This window comes from Promicromonospora sp. NPDC050880 (assembly GCF_044456525.1).
GTDB lineage: Bacteria > Actinomycetota > Actinomycetes > Actinomycetales > Cellulomonadaceae > Promicromonospora.
This window is the reverse complement of sequence record NZ_JBITFV010000005.1, coordinates 18,527-36,364: the sequence shown is the minus strand read 5'-3', so window position 1 is coordinate 36,364 and position 17,838 is coordinate 18,527. Positions and strand designations below refer to the sequence as shown.

General features: G+C 73.0%; 15 protein-coding genes. 4 read left to right on the top strand and 11 right to left on the bottom strand.

What is annotated here, in order from left to right; genetic code table 11:
• Nucleotides 1-4 precede the first annotated feature (4 nt).
• The 5 genes from ACIBBF_RS10835 to ACIBBF_RS10815 all read right to left on the bottom strand — a co-directional run bounded on the left by ACIBBF_RS10835 (nucleotide 5) and on the right by ACIBBF_RS10815 (nucleotide 7,269).
• Nucleotides 5-1,582 carry a glycoside hydrolase family 43 protein gene (locus ACIBBF_RS10835; RefSeq protein ID WP_397413104.1) on the bottom strand — a complete coding sequence of 526 codons (1,578 nt, stop codon included), beginning with the start codon at nucleotides 1,580-1,582 and terminating at the stop codon, nucleotides 5-7.
• Nucleotides 1,579-4,011, bottom strand: a complete 2,433-nt coding sequence (locus tag ACIBBF_RS10830; RefSeq protein ID WP_397413102.1) for a beta-glucosidase — start codon at nucleotides 4,009-4,011, stop codon at nucleotides 1,579-1,581. Before ACIBBF_RS10830 ends, ACIBBF_RS10835 begins: the two co-directional genes overlap by 4 nt.
• Before the next feature lie 62 nt (nucleotides 4,012-4,073).
• Nucleotides 4,074-4,949 (bottom strand): carbohydrate ABC transporter permease, encoded by an 876-nt coding sequence (locus tag ACIBBF_RS10825; protein WP_397413100.1) that lies wholly within the window; start codon nucleotides 4,947-4,949, stop codon nucleotides 4,074-4,076.
• The gene (locus ACIBBF_RS10820; RefSeq protein WP_397413098.1) at nucleotides 4,949-5,968 is read right to left on the bottom strand and encodes a carbohydrate ABC transporter permease; all 1,020 of its coding nucleotides are present in this window, start codon (nucleotides 5,966-5,968) and stop codon (nucleotides 4,949-4,951) included. Before ACIBBF_RS10820 ends, ACIBBF_RS10825 begins: the two co-directional genes overlap by 1 nt.
• A gap of 8 nt (nucleotides 5,969-5,976) precedes the next feature.
• Entirely contained in the window at nucleotides 5,977-7,269 is a 1,293-nt protein-coding gene (locus tag ACIBBF_RS10815) for an extracellular solute-binding protein (protein ID WP_397413096.1), read from the bottom strand.
• A gap of 182 nt (nucleotides 7,270-7,451) precedes the next feature.
• Between ACIBBF_RS10815 and ACIBBF_RS10810 the strand changes: the two genes are divergently transcribed.
• A complete protein-coding gene (locus ACIBBF_RS10810; RefSeq protein ID WP_397413094.1) occupies nucleotides 7,452-8,561 on the top strand; it encodes a LacI family DNA-binding transcriptional regulator in 1,110 nt (369 codons plus the stop codon).
• Here ACIBBF_RS10810 and ACIBBF_RS10805 read toward each other — a convergent pair.
• Nucleotides 8,558-9,139, bottom strand: coding sequence for a TetR/AcrR family transcriptional regulator (locus tag ACIBBF_RS10805; RefSeq protein ID WP_397413092.1), 582 nt, complete (start codon nucleotides 9,137-9,139; stop codon nucleotides 8,558-8,560). The genes ACIBBF_RS10810 and ACIBBF_RS10805 overlap by 4 nt on opposite strands.
• 112 nt (nucleotides 9,140-9,251) lie before the next feature.
• Between ACIBBF_RS10805 and ACIBBF_RS10800 the strand changes: the two genes are divergently transcribed.
• The 3 genes from ACIBBF_RS10800 to ACIBBF_RS10790 all read left to right on the top strand — a co-directional run bounded on the left by ACIBBF_RS10800 (nucleotide 9,252) and on the right by ACIBBF_RS10790 (nucleotide 12,291).
• Nucleotides 9,252-9,875, top strand: coding sequence for an NAD(P)-dependent oxidoreductase (locus ACIBBF_RS10800; protein ID WP_397413090.1), 624 nt, complete (start codon nucleotides 9,252-9,254; stop codon nucleotides 9,873-9,875).
• 62 nt (nucleotides 9,876-9,937) lie between these two features.
• Nucleotides 9,938-11,077, top strand: a complete 1,140-nt coding sequence (locus ACIBBF_RS10795) for a GNAT family N-acetyltransferase (protein WP_397413088.1) — start codon at nucleotides 9,938-9,940, stop codon at nucleotides 11,075-11,077.
• A 71-nt stretch (nucleotides 11,078-11,148) separates the two neighbouring features.
• Nucleotides 11,149-12,291 (top strand): GNAT family N-acetyltransferase, encoded by a 1,143-nt coding sequence (locus tag ACIBBF_RS10790; protein WP_397413087.1) that lies wholly within the window; start codon nucleotides 11,149-11,151, stop codon nucleotides 12,289-12,291.
• On the opposite strand, the gene ACIBBF_RS10785 is transcribed toward ACIBBF_RS10790, so the two are convergent.
• The 5 genes from ACIBBF_RS10785 to ACIBBF_RS10765 form a co-directional block, all read right to left on the bottom strand.
• Nucleotides 12,272-13,765 carry a M81 family metallopeptidase gene (locus tag ACIBBF_RS10785; RefSeq protein WP_397413086.1) on the bottom strand — a complete coding sequence of 498 codons (1,494 nt, stop codon included), beginning with the start codon at nucleotides 13,763-13,765 and terminating at the stop codon, nucleotides 12,272-12,274. The genes ACIBBF_RS10790 and ACIBBF_RS10785 overlap by 20 nt on opposite strands.
• 109 nt (nucleotides 13,766-13,874) lie before the next feature.
• Nucleotides 13,875-14,300, bottom strand: coding sequence for a hypothetical protein (locus ACIBBF_RS10780; RefSeq protein ID WP_397413085.1), 426 nt, complete (start codon nucleotides 14,298-14,300; stop codon nucleotides 13,875-13,877).
• A gap of 125 nt (nucleotides 14,301-14,425) precedes the next feature.
• Nucleotides 14,426-15,091, bottom strand: coding sequence for a response regulator transcription factor (locus tag ACIBBF_RS10775; protein ID WP_397413084.1), 666 nt, complete (start codon nucleotides 15,089-15,091; stop codon nucleotides 14,426-14,428).
• The gene (locus tag ACIBBF_RS10770) at nucleotides 15,088-16,551 is read right to left on the bottom strand and encodes a sensor histidine kinase (protein WP_397413082.1); all 1,464 of its coding nucleotides are present in this window, start codon (nucleotides 16,549-16,551) and stop codon (nucleotides 15,088-15,090) included. The genes ACIBBF_RS10775 and ACIBBF_RS10770 overlap by 4 nt, the downstream gene beginning before the upstream one ends.
• Nucleotides 16,548-17,798 (bottom strand): phosphotransferase, encoded by a 1,251-nt coding sequence (locus ACIBBF_RS10765; RefSeq protein WP_397413081.1) that lies wholly within the window; start codon nucleotides 17,796-17,798, stop codon nucleotides 16,548-16,550. Before ACIBBF_RS10765 ends, ACIBBF_RS10770 begins: the two co-directional genes overlap by 4 nt.
• Nucleotides 17,799-17,838: the final 40 nt, after the last annotated feature.

Below are 17,838 nucleotides of genomic sequence, written 5' to 3'. Positions count from 1 at the left end.
CTCGTCAGGCCGACGGTTCGTACTCGAACCGCTCCACGGTCGCCACGGAGGACGACGGCGCACCGTTGCTCGTCGCGACCACACCGAGCCAGAGCCCGAGGAAGCCCCCGGCGGACACGCTGTCCAGGGTGCGACCGTCGGCCACGGCCAGCAGCGCCGGCGGATCGTCGCCCGACGCGGCGAGCAGCCCGTAGTCCTGACCCCGGACCTGGAGGACCAGGGTGACCGGTTCCGGACCGTCCGTGCCGTCGGGCAGGGCACGCTCCCCGAGCACCGTCGCCACCCCGTCCTGCCGGTGCACCGCGCGGACCCGGCGCCCGCCGTCCTCCGAGGTCCCGGTCACCACCAGCACCACGTGATCCTTCTCCGACTGGCGCACCACCAGACCGGCCTGCTCGTCCGGGCTCGCCGGGTCGAAGCGCAGCACGGCCCGGACGGTGACGTCCCGGTGCTGCTGGCGCACGCCCAGGAACGCGGGCGTGCCGGCGTCCGCCAGGGTCTCCGGGCGCAGGCGCAGCCGCCAGCCCTCGCCGTCCGGCGTGGCGAAGTCGGCCGGACCGCGCAGACCGGTCCAGCGCAGGTCGCCGGGCGGCACCACGCCCGCCTCCGGCGGCGGGGGCGGCGTCGCGACAGGTCCTGCGGCGACCGAGACGGGTACCTCCACGACCTCGGGCACCCGCCCCTGTCCCGGTGCGAAGACGGGCCAGCCGTCCTCCCACGCCACGGGGACGAGGAACGTCTCGCGACCGAGGTTGTAGTGATAGCCGCCGTAGGTGCGCATGGCCAGCAGCACGGCCCACCACGAGCCGTCGGGCGCCTCCACCAGGTCGGCGTGCCCCACCCCGACGACGTCGGTCCCACGCCCCAGGTGCCGGTGGGTCAGCACCGGGTTCGCCCGGTTGCCCACGTAGGGACCGGTCACCGAGTCGGAGCGCGCGACCGACACGGCATGGTGGAACTCCGTGCCGCCCTCGGCGGCCAGCAGGTAGTAGGTGTCGCCGACCCGGTACAGGTGCGGTCCCTCCGCCCAGACCGCACCCAGGACGGCGCCCCGCCAGAGCACGTGCTCGGGACCGGTGAGCCGCATGGTCGCCGGGTCGAGCTCGCGCAGCCACACCTCGGTCTGGTCGTGCCACTCCGGCTCCCGGGCCAGCCGGGTGCCGTGCAGCCAGACACGGCCGTCGTCGTCGAAGAACAACGACGGGTCGATGCCGTCCTCACCCAGCCAGACCGGGTCCGACCACGGCCCCGACGGGTCGGTCGCGGTCAGCACGAAGTTGCCGCCCCGCGCCCGGTCCTGCTGGTCCACGAGCGTGCAGACCAGCCAGAACACCCCGTCGTGGTACCGCAGCGTCGGCGCGTACAGCCCGCCCGACGAGGCGATCCCCTGCATGTCGAGCTGTCCCGGCCGGTCGAGCGCGTGCCCGATCTGCGCCCAGTGGACGAGATCCCGGCTGTGGAACACGGGCAGGCCGGGAAAGTACTCGAACGTCGACGTGACGAGGTAGTAGTCCGCCCCGACCCGACAGATCGTCGGGTCGGGGTGGCAGCCCGGCAGGATCGGGTTGCGGACCGGTGTCACGGCACGACCGTGGCGCCGACCCACCGCGCGTCCGCGGTCGTGACCTCGTGCGCCGTGCCCGTGATCGTGACCACCCGGCGCGCCGCGGGCGCCGCGGCCGCAGCACCCGACTCGGGTGCGTCGTTGGGCTCGTTCAGGTCGGCGATGCCCTCGGCGACCACCCTGACAACGCTGTCGGCCGCGTGTGCGCCCACCCACACCTCGACGTCACCGGGCTCGACGACGCGCGTCATCGTGCGGTCGGTGAAGGCGAACCGGGTGGTCGGCACGTCGAACGCGACGGTCGCCGACTCCCCGGGCTCCAGCGTGACCCGGTGGTACCCGAGGAGCTGTGCCGTGGGCCGGGCGACCGAGCTCACGACGTCGTGCCCGTAGAGCTGCACGACGTCGGACCCCGCCACGTCCCCCGTGTTGGTCACGGTCACGACGGCGCTGAACGTGCCACCGGCCTCGACCGCCGGGTCGACGGACACCAGCTCGCGCGCGAACGTGGTGTACGACAGGCCGAAGCCGAAGGCCCGGACGGGGGTCGAGTCGGTCGACGTCACCTCGGACGCGCCGCCCAGCACCGGGTGCAGGTAGGAGTAGGGCTGCGCACCCGCCGAACGCGGCAGCGACACCGGCAGGCGGCCGGACGGGTTGACCCGCCCGGAGACCACGCCCGCGAGGGCCGTGCCCCCCTCCTCCCCGGGGAAGAACGACTGGAGCACCGCGCCGGGCGTCCTGCCCGCCGTGGCGCTCGCGTCGTCGAGCGCCCAGCCGATCGCGTAGGGGCGGCCGGTGAGCAGCACCATCACGACCGGCTTCCCCGTGGCGAGCACCGCCTCGACGAGCTCGCGCTGCACGCCCGGCAGGTCGAGCGACTCGCTGTCGTTGCCCTCGCCCACCGTGCCACGGCCGAACAGCCCGGCCTGGTCCCCGACGACGACGACCGCGACGTCGGCGGACTCCGCGGCGGCGACGGCGTCGGCGAACCCGGAGGTGTCGTCACCCTCGACGTCGCAGCCGCGCGCGAACACGAGCTCGGGCCCGCCCTGACCGCCGAGCTCGGCGGTCAGCGCCTCGGCCACGGACGGGATCTCGAACCCGGCGGGCACGCCCGGGTGGTGTGCCAGCACGTGGTTGGCGAAGGAGTAGCAGCCCATCAGGGCCTCGGGCCGGTCGGCGTTGGGCCCGATCACCGCGACCCGGGACGGCGCGTCGTGCCACGAGCCGAGCGGCAGCACACCGTCGTTGGCCAGCAGCACCACCGACTCCTCCGCGAGGCGCCGCGCGACGTCACGGTGTGCGGGCGAGTCCAGGTCCACGACCGCGGGCGGCGCGTCCTCGTACACGTCCGGCTCCAGGAGGCCGAGCTGCTCCTTCTGGCGCAGTGCGCGCAGCACCGCGCGGTCCACCACCTCGATCGGCACGGCGCCGTCCTTGACGAGGGCCGCGAGGGGCTCGAGGTAGGCGTCACCGGTCGGCAGCTCGACGTCGACGCCCGCCTGCAGCGCGGCCGCGGCGGCCGCACCCCGGTCCGCGGCGATCGCGTGCATGACGTTCAGGAACGCGACGCCGAAGTAGTCCGCGACCACGACGCCGTCGAACCCCCACTTCTCGCGGAGCACGCCCGTGAGGTACTCCTCGGAGGAGTGCATCGGCACACCGTCGACATCGTTGTACGACGCCATGACGGACCGGACGTCGCCGTCGAGCACCGCCATCTCGAACGGCGGGAGGAACACGTCGGCGATCTCGCGGGGCCCCGCGCTCACCGGGGCGTGGTTGCGCCCCGCCTTCGAGGCGGAGTAGGCCACGAAGTGCTTGAGGGTGGCGTGCACGCCGGCGTCCTGCATGCCTCGCACGTACGAGGTGCCCACCGTGCCGACGAGGTACGGGTCCTCGCCGATGCACTCGTCCACGCGCCCCCAGCGCGGGTCACGGATCACGTCGAGCACCGGTGCGAGGCCCTGGTGGATACCCAGCTCGCGCATCGACTCCCCGATGAGGCGACCCATCTCGGTCACCAGCTCCGGGTCGAACGACGCTCCCCACGCCAGCGGCGTCGGGAAGGTCGCCGCCTTCCAGGCGGCCAGCCCGGTGAGGCACTCCTCGTGCACGAGGGCGGGGATCCCGAGCCGCGTCTCCCGCTTGATGCGGCGCTGCTCGTCCCAGAGCCACGCGGCCCGCTCGACCGGGTCCACCGGCCGCGTGCCGTACACGCGGGTGTAGTGGCCCAGGCCGTTCCTGGTGATCTCCGGGAGCGCTGTGGACCCCTGGTCGCCGGCCATCTCGCCCTGCATCGGCGCCACGACGTTCCCGCCCTGGTCCAGCCAGTACCCGACGAGCTGCGCGAGCTTCTCCTCGAGGGTCATCTGTGCGTGCAGGTCGCGCACGCGCTCCGACACCTCGGGCATCGCCCTCAGCGCCAGCGGCAGCTCCGTCATGGAACGTTTTCCTTTCTCGGTCCTACGTATGTGTGAGACAAGCTCCGAACCCGGGCGGTCGGTCAGCCCTTGACGGCACCCGTGAGGCCGCCGACGATGCGCCGCTCGAAGAGCGAGAAGAAGATCAGCGCCGGGATCATGGACAACGACGTGAAGGCGAGCACCCGTGCGGTGTCGACGGAGTACTGCGAGGCGAACGCCTGGACGCCGAGGGGCAGGGTGTACGACAGCTCGTCGTTCAGGATGAACAGCGGCAGCAGGTACGAGTTCCAGGACGCGACGAACGCCAGGATGCCGGTCGTGATCACGCCCGGCAGGGACAGCGGGACCACCATCCGGAAGAAGAAGCCGAGGCGGCTCGCGCCGTCGATCGACGCCGCCTCCTCGATCTCCTGGGGGATCGCCCGCAGGAACGGGACCAGGATGATCACCGTCGTCGGGAGCGCGAAGGCGATCTGCGGCAGCACGATGCCGCCCATGGTGTTCATGAGGCCGAGGTCCCGGATCAGGATGTACAGCGGGGTGATCGCCACCGTCATCGGGAACATGAGGCCCGCGGCGAACAGTGCGTACATGGCCCCGTTGAGCTTGAAGTCGTACCGGGCCAGGACGAAGCTCGCCATGAGCCCCAGCGCGACGACGCCCACGGTCGTCAGCACGCCGGCGATCGCGGAGTTGCCGACCTGACGCCAGAACACCTCGCTGACCAGGACCTCGACGTAGTTCTCGATCACCCAGGGGCTGGGCAGCCCGGACGGGTCGGCGGTGATCTGCGCGTTCGTCCGGAAACCGCCCGCGATGATGTAGAGCACCGGGGCGATGCAGATACCGACGAAGAAGAACGCGACCACGTACGTCAGCGGGCTGCCCCAGGCCACCTTCGGAGCCTTGCGCAGCGTCTGCCCGGAGGTGGTGGGGGCTTCGAGCAGCGTCGCCATCACTTCTTCCCTTCCGTGAGCGCGCCCGCCGTGTCCCGGCGCAGCACGTAGCGCTGGTAGACCAGCGCGATGACGAGCGAGACCAGGAACAGCACGACGGCGACGGCGTTGCCGTACCCGTAGTTCCCGGCGAGGCGCCCGTTGAGGACCATGTAGGTCGCCATCGTCGACGTACCCGCCGTCGCGGAGACGTACTGACCCCAGATGATGTAGACGAGGTCGAAGAGCTGGAGCGAGCCGATGATGGACAGGAAGGCCCAGATCCGGATCGTCGGCCCCAGCAGCGGGATCGTGATGGTGCGCTGGATCTGCCAGTAGGAGGCGCCGTCGATGGCGGCGGCCTCGGACAGCTCCTCGGGGATGCTCTGCAGTCCCGCCAGGAAGAGGATCACGGCGAAGCCGATGTACTTCCAGGTGATGATGATCATCAGCGACCAGATGGCGATCTTGGGGTCGGACAGCCAGTCGACGGCCAGGAAGCCCAGACCCACCTTCTCCAGCAGGTCGTTGACCGCGCCCGAGGTCTGGAGCATGAGGCTCCAGCCGGTGCCGACGATCACCTCGGAGATCACGTACGGCACGAAGATCAGCACGCGGATGATCGACCGCCCGCGGATGTTCTGGTTCAGCAGCAGCGCGAGCACGACCGCCGCCGGCCCCTGCAGCACGAGCGAGAGCACGACGATGAAGCCGTTGTGCATGATCGCCTCGTGGAAGGCGGTGTCGCGGAAGATCGTGAGGTAGTTGTCGAGCCCGACGAACTCCGTCGGCGGCCCGTACCCCTTCCACTTGAAGAACCCGTAGTAGGCGGCGAGCACCACGGGAAGGATCACGAACGCGACGAACACGACGATCGCAGGACCCGAGAGCAGGGTGATCTCGAAGGTCTTGCGCCAGTCGGGCCGGCCGCCCCGCCGCCGGCGGGCCGGGGGCGGCGTGGTGCCGCCCCCGGCCGCCGAGAGCCCCTCAGGCGAGGTGGTCACGGTCGTCGCTGAGTTCTCGCCCAGGGAGTGAGTCATCGCTGCCGTTACTCCATCGCGGCCGCGGCGTTCACGGCGTCGACGATGCTCTGCGGGTCACCGTTGCCGGCCAGCATGTCGACGACACCGGCGTTGAGCGCGTTGCCGACGTTCTGGCCGTAGAGGGTGTCGAGCCAGACGGACACGTACGGGGCCTCGTTGTACGCCTCCAGCACCGACTTCAGCGCCGGGTCGGTGACGACGCCCTGGGCGTCCTTGCTGGCGGGCAGCGTCACGAACGCCTCCGCGTAGTTCTCCTGGTACTCCTTCTGCATGAAGAAGTTGAGGAACTCGGCGCACTCCGGCGGGGCCTCCACGAAGCAGGAGTAACCGTCGACGCCGCCCATGAACGCGGCCGGGTCGCCGTCGCCGCTCTCCGTGGCGGGGAACGGGAACCAGCCGAGGTCCGCCAGCGGCTTCTGGTCCGGGGTCAGGGACGCGATCACGCCCGGGTCCCAGGCGCCCATGAGCTCCATGGCAGCCTTGTGGTTGGCGATGAGGCCCGCCGAGGAGCCGGCACCCTGCTGGGCCGACGTGGTGAGGTAGCCGTCGTTGAACGGCTCCGTCGCGGCCAGCTCCTGCAGGTCCTCGCCGGCGCGCAGCCAGCACTCGTCGTCGAAGCTGCGCGACGACGCGGCGCTCTCCAGGGTCTCCTGCGAGCACTCGCGCAGCGCGAAGAAGTAGTACCAGTGCGCGGCGGGCCAGGCGTCCTTGGCACCGAGCGCGATCGGGGCGATGTCAGCCGCCTTCAGGTCCGAGACCGCGGCGTCGAGCTCCTCCACGGTGGTGGGGGTGGCGGTGATGCCGGCCTCGTCGAAGAGGTCCTGGCTGTAGTAGATGCCGCCGGGCAGGATGGCCGTGGGCATGCCGTAGATCGCGCCGTCGACGGTGAAGGCGCTGAAACCCGCCTCGCCGACGGCGGTCATCGTGGCCTCGTCGATCGAGTCGCTGAGGTCCATGACCTGACCCGCCTCGACGACGTCGGCCAGCTTGCCGCCGCCACGGGCCATGAAGATGTCGGGCGCGTCGCCCGAGTTGAGGGCGGTCTGCAGCTTGCCGTCCATCTCCTCGTTCTGGACGGCCTGGACGTTGATCGTGACGCCCGGGTTGGCCTCTTCGAAGGCCGCGACGGTGTCTTCCCAGTACGCCTTGCCGGCGCCGGTGGTCGAGTTGTGCCAGAAGGTCATCGTGACGTCGCCGTCCGAACCTCCCTCACTGCCGCCGCCGGAACAAGCCGTGGCGAGCAGGGCAACGGTGGCGCCCAAGGCAAGAATGCCTGAGGCCCGCGTCTTCCTCATCATTGTGGAACCCCTTGAAAGTCGTCATCGACGGTCGGCAGGAGCCTGCCGGTTCGACGGACCGCGGAGCCCGTCTCGCATGAGCGTGGCAGTCGGGTCATGGTTTCGTCAAACGGTTTCGATATCGATTTCGAAACGGATTGGCCAGTCGGCTGCCGCCGTGGCCCGGATGTACTGTCTCTTCCGTGCACAGTGGGACGAGTTCACCCGGGTCCACCGCCGGACCGGGTGACGACGCGTCGGACGCCTCCGGGACCCCGGAGCCGTCCGTCGTCCAGGCGAGCGCGACCGGCCGCGCCACCATCACCGACGTCGCCCGCGTGGCCGGCGTCTCGGTGGCCACCGTCTCGAAGGTCGTCAACGGGCGCTACGGCGTGGCCGCGGCGACGGCGGAGCGGGTGCTCGGCGTCGTCGCCGACCTCGGGTACGAGTCGTCGCTGGTCGCCCGCAGCCTGCGCCGCCGGCAGACCAACGTGATCGGCGTGCTCGTGGCCGAGTTCGAGCCCTTCAGCACCGAGCTGCTCAAGGGCATCTCGGCGGCCGTGGAGGGCACGGGCTACGAGCTCCTCGCCTACTGCGGTGACGCGGGGCGCTCCGACCACGTGGGCTGGGAGCGCCGCTCCCTCTCCCGCCTGGCGGGCACCCTGATCGACGGGGTCGTCATCGTCACCCCCACGCTCGCGCTGCCGCAGCACGACGGCGTACCCATCGTCGCCATCGACCCGCACACCGGGCCCACCGGGCCCGCCACCGTCGACTCCGACAACCTGGGCGGCGCCCGTACCGCCACCGAGCACCTCATCGGCCTCGGCCACACACGCATCGGCTACCTGGGCGGACGCGCCGACCTGGAGTCCGCGCGCCTGCGCGAGCTGGGCTTCCGGGAGGCGATGGCGGCCGCGGGGCTCACCCCGGACCCGACCCTCGTGCTGGAGGGCGGCTACCGCCCGGACCGATCCGACCGCCCCACCCACGACCTGCTCGAACGCCCCGACCGGCCCACCGCCGTCTTCGCCGCGAACGACCTGTCGGCGATCCACGTGATCCAGGTGGCCCAGGAGCTGGGCCTGCGCGTCCCGGAGGACCTCTCGGTCATCGGCTTCGACGACATCCCCGAGGCCGCCGCGTCGACGCCGCCGCTGACCACCGTCGCGCAGTCGCTGCACGAGATGGGCGCCGAGGCCCTGCGGATGGTCATCGCGATGCTGGAGTCGGGCGACACGGCCGGCCGGCACACCCGCCTGACCACCCGCCTGGTCGAGCGCGCGAGCACGGCGCCACCGCCCCCGGCCTAGCCCCGGTCCGGCAGGAGGCCCGGCAGGAGCGGCGCCACCAGGCGGTCTGCGAGACCCGGTTCCGCCGTCGACCCGTCGCCCCAGAACGTGGCCAGGAACGCCTGGTGCAGGGCTGCGCCCACCAGCAGCCGTGCGGCGGCCTCGGCGTCCACGTCGGGTCGTACCCGGCCGGCCGCGCGCTCCGCCTCCAGGTAGGCCTGGACCCGGAGCTGTGGCGTCTGCGGCCCCGCACCGTGCGCGGCGATGGCCTCGCGATGGCGGGCGAGGAGCGTGCTGCTGGAGAAGATCGAGGCCGACACGGGGAAGCTCTCGACGTAGAAGTCGAGCAGCCCGGTGACCATGCGCGCGAGGTTGTCCGCCACCGACCCGGAGCCGACGGCCGAGTCCGGCAGCACGAACCCCGGCAGCCGCTCCTGGAGCACCGCCATGAAGAGTCCCTGCTTGTCGTCGAAGTGCCGGTACAGCAGCGCCTCGGAGCAGCCGGCCGCGCGCGCGATCTCCTTGGTGGTCGCGTGCGCGACACCCTGTTCGCGCATGACACGCGCCGCCGCGTCGAGGATCCGCTCCCGTGTGCTCATGCCCGCCATTCTCGCCCCGTTCCCTTGACCCACCATCATGCCTGGTGACAGGGTGTGAGTAAACATTCACTCACACCCGGAGCGGATTCGCTCCGGGACCGGAGGAGGCACCATGAGGATCGCTGTCGTCGGAGCGAGCGGCCGTACCGGCCGCGAGCTCGTCCGGGCCGCCACCGCGGCCGGCCACGAGGTCGTGGCCGTGGTGCGCGACCCGTCGCGGTTGGCCGACCCCCCGGACGAGGTCCGCGTGGCCGACGCGTCCGACGTCGCCGCGCTCACCGCCGCGTTCCAGGGGGTCGACGCCGTCGCGAGCTGCCTCGGCCCCGTACCCGGCGAGTCGCCGCACGTGCTGCGCGACGGCATCACCGCCGTGCTCGCGGCGATGGACGCCGCGGGCGTGCGCCGGCTGGTCGCGATCAGCGCGAGCGGCTGGCTGGTCGACGGTGACGACCCGCTGTCCCGCTACGTCGCCAAGCCCATCCTCAAGCGGGCGCTGGCCGAGGCGAACGCCGACCTGGAAGCCATGGAGAAGGTGATCAGGGCCGGCCACGCCGACTGGACGATCATGCGTCCGCCCCGTCTCCAGGACCGGCGCGGGACCGGCCGGTACAAGTCCCGGCGGGACGGCAACGTGCGCTGGGCCTGGACCATCGCCCGGCCCGACCTCGCGCTGGCGATGGTCGACGCGCTGGGCGACCGCACCGCCGTCGGGCAGGCGATCTCCGTCGCCGCGTGACCGGGGGTCCGGCCCGCCGAAATTGGCTCGCCGCCCGACGGCGGGCCGGGCACCCTGGTCCCATGACCACACCCGCCGGCCACGCGCCGGAGCAGACGCCGTGGCACGTCAGCGAGGTGCCGCCCGTGCCCTCGGCCGAGCATCCGGACGCCTGGCCGTACCACGGCATGACGGCCGTCGAGCAGGCGCTCGAGATCGCCAACGTCGGCCACGACGACCTGGCCCGCACCGCCCAGCAGAGCGTGAGCGGCATGCTGCACCAGGAGTACGCGGACAAGCGGCGCGTCGTCGCCGTCCGCGACCTGCCCGGCGGTGCGACACCGACCGCCGAGGACGTGATCGGGTTCGGCTTCCTGTCGATGCCGCGCGAGCACAACACCCACACGGCCGACATCTACGTGGGTGTGCACCCCGACCACCGGCGCCGGGGCATCGGCACCGCCCTGACCGAGCGCCTGGAGCAGGTTGCGGCCGAGGCCGGCCGGACCACGTTCTTCGGCTGGTCGCTCTCCCCGCGCGAGGCGGCAGAGGACGAGGAGGCGGTGCTGCCCGCCACCGGCGCCGGGCGGCTGCCCGCCGACGCCGCGGGCATCCGGTTCGCGATCGGCCGCGGCTACACGGTCGAGCAGGTGGAACGCATGTCGCGCCTCGACCTGCCGGTGGACCCGGCCGTGCTGGCGACGTTCGAGGCGGACGCGCGTGCCGCCGCCGGCGCCGACTACCGGACGCACACGTGGGAGGGCGTCCCCGAGGAGTGGCACGCGGGCTACGCGCAGCTCATGACCCGGATGTCGACGGACGTGCCGCAGGGCGCGCTCGACTTCGGCGAGGAGACCTGGGACGCCGAGCGGGTGCGGGTCTACCTCCAGGACCGGGCCGACAGCGGGCAGCGGCTCCTGACCACGCTGGTGGAGCACGTCCCGACCGGCGAGGTCGCGGGTGGCACGTCGTTCCTGCTGCAGGACGGCAAGCCGGCGTTCGTGTTCCAGGAGGAGACGATCGTGCTGGGCACGCATCGCGGGCACCGGCTGGGCATGCTGGTCAAGGCCGTGAACCTGCGGGAGCTCACGGCGCGCTACCCGCAGACGGAGCGGATCCACACGTTCAACGCGGAGGAGAACGCCCACATGCTCGCCATCAACGTGGCCCTGGGCTTCCGCCCCTCGGGCGCCGAGGCCGCCCTCCAGAAGCTCCTCCGCTGAGTGCGGGCTCCGTGCCCTTCCTCGCCCGAAAAAGCCGTGCTCCACGGCCCGGCCAGGAGCACCCTGGGACCATGACCACACCCTCGGCAGTACCCGCCCCGTCGACGGCGACGTGGCGGCTCGTCACCCCGCCGCACCCCGCCTCGCTCGACGACGCCGAGGCGTGGGCCTACCGCGGCATCGCCGACCTGCACGCCACCGCGGCGGCCGAGGACCTCGGCAGCTCGGACATCGCCCCGACGGCCATCGGGATCCTCGTGGGGATGAACAACCAGGACTACCTGCGCAAGCTGCGGCAGATCGCCGTGGTGGACACGCCCGCCGGACCGCAGGTCGTGGGCAGCGCCTTCCTGTTCCTCCACGTGCACTCGAACCCGGAGCTGGCGATCGGCGTGGTCGTGGTGCACCCGGAGCACCGGCGGCAGGGCATCGGGTCGGCGCTGGCCCGATGGGTGCAGGACGTCGCCCGCGCCGAGGGCCGTACGACGCTCCTGGCGCCCGTCGACTTCGGTCCCGCGCAGGACGCGGCCGCCGGGATGCTCACGCCGGCCTCGGGCAGCGGTGCCGTGGCGGCGGACCTGCCGGGCGTGCGGCTCGCGCAGCGGCTGGGCCTGACGCTGGAGCTCGTGGAGCGCCGGTCCCGCATGGACCTGCCCGCGGCGCCGGAGGTGGTGTCGCGCTTCGAGGCCGAGTCCCGCGCGGTCGCGGGCGACGCGTACCGCGTCCACACCTGGACGGCGCCGACGCCGGAGCAGTGGATCGAGCAGTACGCCGCCCTGGAGCAGGCGCTGTCGGACGACGAGCCGCGCGGCGGCCTGGAGGTCGAGTCCGACGTGTGGGACGCGGACCGCATCCGCGGGGAGGAGGCGGCGATCGCCGCCAAGGGTGACCGGTACGTGGTGACGGCCGCCGAGCACGTGGCGACCGGCCGGCTCGTCGCGATGACCATGCTCCAGTGGAACGACCTCAAGCCCGAGCACACCGACCAGCAGGCCACGGTGGTGCTCAAGGAGCACCGCGGGCACCGGCTCGGCATGCTCGTCAAGGCCGTGAACCTGCGCGAGCACGCGCGGCTGCGCCCCGGCTCCCGGCGGATCTACACCTGGAACAACGAAGAGAACCCGCACATGCTGGCGATCAACGTCGCGCTGGGGTTCGTCCCGACGGGCGGCTGCGCCAACTTCCAGGGCCCGCTCACACCAGCTCCGGAGTGAGGTCCGGCCCGTCGCCGAACGCGGCGTCGCCGTCGAACGGGTGCACCGGTCCACCCAGGTTGGTGCGGGGCAGCCGGAGCAGGTCCTGGTCCACGCCGCCGGGGGTGAGCATGAGCATCCAGTCCTCGGCCATGTCGCGCAGCTCGGTCTCCAGGTTGCCGATCTTGACCACCACCACGTCGGTACCGCGCGGGTCCACGCCGAGCGCGGTGAAGTCCGACTCCAGGTGAAACGGCCGGCGGCGCCCGGTCAGGATCACCCGGAGCCCGCCGGCCGCGACGACGCACACGATCCCCGCGAGCGGGTCGTCGGTCCGCACGTGCTCGACCACGCCCCGCAGCGTCACCGGGCCGTGCGGTCCGGCGTCGACGCGGGCACCGGCCTCCACCTCGACCACGGCACCCACCCCGGCGTCGGCGACCAGCCGTGCGGCCGCGGCGTCGGGCAGGGAGGCGTAGACGGCCGAGCGCCCGCCCTCCTCGGGCGGGCGGGCGAAGGCGGGCTCCGCCAGGAGGCGGGCGAGCGTCCACGTGACGTCGCCCGCGCCGCCCGCCATGGGGTTGTCGCCGGAGTCGGAGAGCAGGAACGGTCGCGCGTCGCTCGCGAGCACGGCCGCGAGGCACTCCTCGTAGGTGCCGGCGGGCGCCACCAGGTCGAACTCGTTCCGCGCGTCCCAGTACCGGCGGGCCAGCCGCCCGGCCTCCCGCACCAGGACGTCCGGCTCGTCCCCGGTGACGACCACGGCGGCCCGGCAGCGCGGCTCGTCCGCCCACGCGTACCCGACCCACAGGGACGCGTCGAGCACGCCGTCCAGCTCCGCGACCCGTGCCACGTCCTCGTAGATGCCCTTCGCCGGCTCGTGCCGGGTGCTGGTCCGCTCCCCCGGCAGCAGCACCGGCACCTGCACCCACGCCTTGTGCGGCCGTCCGCCGCCGTCGATCCGCCGCAGCAGGTCGGTGGCGACGCGCTCCCGGGCCTCGTCGTCGTCCTCGTGCGCCGCCGTGCGGTGGCAGGACACGAGGTCCACGGCCCGGGCCAGGTCGCGGGACACGTTGCCGTGCACGTCCATCGTGGCGGCCACCAGGCAGTCCGGCCCGACGGCGGCGCGCACCGCCCGCGCGAGGTCCGCCTCGGCGTCGGTGTACCCGAGCACCGACATGGCACCGTGCACGTCGAGCAGCACCCCGTCGAACGGACCCTGCGCCTCCAGGGCCAGGCCGATCTCGGTACGGACCGTCTCGTAGACGTCGGTCAGGACCGGGCCGCCCGGGAACGCGGCGGCGCGCAGGACGCCCACCCACTCGGCCGCCCGGCGCAGCGGGGCGCCGTCCCGCAGGAACGGGTACCGCCGGACCAGGTCGTTGCCGCGCAGCAGCGTGAACGCCGCCCACCCCGACCGGTGCGGGGAGTAGGTGCTGGACTCGATGGCCATGCCGCAGACCGCGATCCGCGGTCGGCCGGGGGTACGGGTCACGCGCGCAGTGTAGACAGGAGAACCCGGGACAAAGTACCCCTGCGCCACATGTCAGAGCCTCAGGTCACCCGGGTGACCTGAGGCTCTGGTACGAGGAGGTGGCTCCGGCTCAGTCGTTCGCGTCGTCCGGGGTGTCGTCGCCCGGGGTGTCGTCCTGGTCGCCGGCGTAGTTGGCGTCGTCCGGCGAGTCCGCCGACTGTGCCGAGCCCGCGGTGTCGACGGCCGACTCGTTGGGCGAGTCCGCCGACTCCGGCGACGGGTCGTAGTTCGCGTCGCCGGGCGAGTCCGCCGACTGCGCCGAGCCGGGCGTGTCCCGGGCCGACTCGTTGGGCGAGTCCGCCGACTCCGGCGACGGGTCCGTGGCCGCGTCGGCGCCACCGTCCGACCCGGTGGAACCCGTGAGGGAGACGGCCGCGGCGGCCTCGGTCCGCGGGGCCGGGTCGTTCAGAGCCGCGGCGGTGCTCGCACCCGCGACGCCGATCACGGCTGCCGCCCCGACGACGGCCCAGCGCTTCTTCATGGTCGACGGCTTCATCTCGGTGACCTCCGTTCTCGCGGCACCCGTCCCGGGTGCCTCCTGACGACGAGTCTGCTCCCCGGGGATGAGGTGACGAGGAGACCCCGATGAGACGGCTCTCATGTTCCCCCGACCATCTTCCCTCAGCCCCGGAACCGGTAGCCCGCGCCGCGCACGGTCTCGATCCGGTCGGCACCCAGCTTCTTGCGCAGGTACCGCACGTACACGTCCACCACGTTGGAGCCGGGGTCGAAGTCGTACCCCCACACGCGGGACAGGAGCTGCTCGCGCGACATGACCTGACCGGGGTGCTGGAGAAAGACCTCGGCGAGCGCGAACTCCCGCGCCGACAGCTCCACCTCGCGCCCGGCCGCGGTCGCGGTCCGGGTCCGCAGGTCCAGGCTGACGCCGCCGTGCTCCAGCCGGTCGGACGCCGCCCCCTCGGCGGTGGCCCGGCGCAGCCGCAACCGGATCCGCGCGAGGAGCTCGTCGAACCCGAACGGCTTGGACATGTAGTCGTCCGCCCCGCCCTCCAGGCCCGCCACCCGGTCGGACAGCGAGTCCCGTGCGGTGAGGATCACCACGGGCAGGGTGGAGCCGACGTCGCGCAGCCGCTGCAGCACCGTGAACCCGTCCAGCAGGGGCAGCCCGATGTCCAGCACCATGAGGTCGTAGCCGCCCGACATGGCGTGCGCGAGCGCCGACGCGCCGTCCGACACCACGGTGGGCTGGAAGCCGTGCGCCTTGAGCCCCTTGCGGACGAACTGCGCGATGCGCTCCTCGTCCTCCGCGATCAGGATCTGGTTCACGCCGCCTCCGTCGTGGTCTCACCCTGAGGTACCGGGGACGGGCCGGCGGGCCACGTCATGACGAACCGCGCGCCGCTGCCGTCGGACCGCTCGACGACGACGTCCCCGCCGTGGCCCTGCGCGATGGCCCGCACGATCGCCAGGCCGAGCCCCGACCCGGGTACGCCACCCGTGGTGGTGCCCCGGGCGAACCGGTCGAAGATCCGCTCCGCGTCCTCGGGCGGGACGCCCGGGCCCGTGTCCCGCACCCAGAGCCGCACCACGCGGCCGGACGGACGGTCGACCACCTGGGTGCCGATGCCGACCTCGTCGTCGGGACCGGTGAACTTCACGGCGTTGTCCGCGAGCTGGAGCACGGCCTGGGTGAGGCGGTGCGCGTCGGCGACCACCTCGGCGTCGGCCCGCGCGTCCACGACCCAGCGTCGCGGCCCGAGGGCGCGCGCCTTGTCGTGCACATCGTCGGTGAACCGGCCCAGGTCCACCGGGGCGGGGGTCACGAAGTCGGACCGTTCGGCCTTGGCGAGCAGCACGAGCTCCTCGACGATCTGCCCCATCCGGGAGGTCTCGTCGAGCAGGAGGTCCCGGGTCTCGCGCACGTCCGCGGGATCGTCCGGGTCGAGCACCTCCAGGTGGCCGCGCAGCACGGTCAGCGGCGTGCGGAGCTCGTGGCCGGCGTCGTCCAGGAAGCGGCGCTGGGTCTCGATCGCGGTCGACAGCCGGTCGAGCATGGTGTTGAACGCCCCGGCGAGCTCGCCGAGGTCGTCGTCGGTGGCGACGGGGACGCGCTGCGACAGGTCGGTCTCGGTGACCCTGGTGGCGGTGGCGCTGAGCTGGCGCAGCGGCCGCAGCAGGCGGCTGACGACCACCCATGCGAACAGCCCCAGGGCCACCAGCGCGACCGAGCACACGATCGCGTACGTGCGCATCACCGCGTTCTCGGCCTCCAGCGACCGGTCCAGGGCGGCCGCCATGACGTACGCGCCCACCTCCTGCCGGTCCGGCACGGTCACGGGCACGACGACGAACCACACCCGGCCGACCTCGGTGTCGATCTCCTGCTGGACGGTCCGCTCCGACTGCGGCGTGAGCCCATCCACCACGTCCTGCACGACGGCGCTCTCGACCACCACGCGGGACGACGTCGGCGGGTTGGACTGCTGGTGCCTGCCGTCCAGGTAGCTGACGAACATCTCGTTGGTGCCTGGGACGTTCCGCTCCATGGCGACGCTCATCAGCCGCCCGGCACCGTGGAAGTCCTCCCCCGTCTCGGGGTCCACGCCGTCGACGGCGAGCCGCTGCAGCTCGCTGACCTCCTGGTCGAAGTCCTCGGAGATGTCGTCCATGATCTGCTGGGACTGGATGGCGTGCGTGAGCAGCCCCGCCCCCAGCAGGCCGATGGCGGTCACCGCCACCACCACGCCCACCACCTTGGCCCGGACCGACGGACGGCTCAGGCTCATGCCGTGCCCACGCCCGCGGCGAGCCGCGACCCGTCGAGCCACGCGGCCACGGCGTCCAGCCGGCGTGAGGTCGCGTCCTGCCAGCCGCGCTCCTGGACGCGGTGCGGGCCCGTGGCCAGCGACAGCAGCACGCCGGCGACGCGGGCCGACAGGTCGCCGCGGTCGGCGCCCCGGCCGCGCGGCGCGGCCGCGAACGCGGCGGCGTAGTCGGCCGCGAGCCGGCGCATCCGGGCCGCGGAGGTGGTCCGGGCCGGGTCCGTGCCGCGCACCAGCGACAGCACGTCCAGGTGCGCCACCAGGCAGGCCAGGTCGTCGGCACGGTGCCCGGGGCCCGCGGAGTCGACGTCGAGCAGCCCGGTGATGCGCCCGTCGGTGAGCATGATCTGCGCCTCGTAGAGGTCACCGTGCGTGGGGTCGGTGCCGGTGCCGCGCTCCGCGAGCCGCTCCCCGACGGCACCCGCCAGGTCCGCGGCCCGGCCGGCCTCGGCCGGCAGCGCGGCCCCGATCACGCCGGCGTAGTGCTCGGCCGACTCGCTCCACGCGGGGCGGCGCGGCAGGTCACGCACCTCGCCGGGCAGCCGGTCGAGGAGGTCCAGCACCTCGTCGGGCGACGGGATCCGCGCCCCGTCCCGGACGGCGGCCCGCATCTCGGTGCCACGCAGCGGGGACAGCATCAGCAGGCCGTCGTCGGACCAGCCGAGCGGCCGTGGCACCGGAAGCCCGGCCCGGGACAGCAGCTCGTGCCGCCGGTGCAGGTCGGCGACCTTGCGCGGGCGCAGCACCTTGAGGAACACCCGGGCGGCCGCCGCGCGGGCCTCGATCACCGCACGCCGGGTGGGGCGGTAGGCCCGCACCGTGAGCTCGGGGTGCGCCCGGGCCTGGTGCCCCACACCGAGCCCCGCCAGCAGCTCCTCCACACCCGCCGGGTCGAACGCCCCGGGCAGCGCGGGCAGCGCCGGGTCGTCCGGGAACCGCCACACCGCGACGGTCGCGTCGCCGTCCGACAGCGTGACCACGCCCGGCTTGCTGCTGTCGCGGGCCCGGCCGACGCTCGCGCCGAGCGTCTCGGAGCGGGTCACGCCGTCCCAGCGGACCGTCGCCCGGTACGCCACCGTCGTGGTCGAGCCGGGACGGTGGTCCACCTGACGCACCCGCCAGTCCACGAGCTCGCCGCCGGCCGTCGCCACGGCGGCGTCGAGGAGCCCCGCGGCGGAGTCGCCGGTGAGCAGGTCCAGGTGGGTGTTCACCTCGCCATCCTCGCAGCCGGGCGGCCCGGGAGCCCGCTCA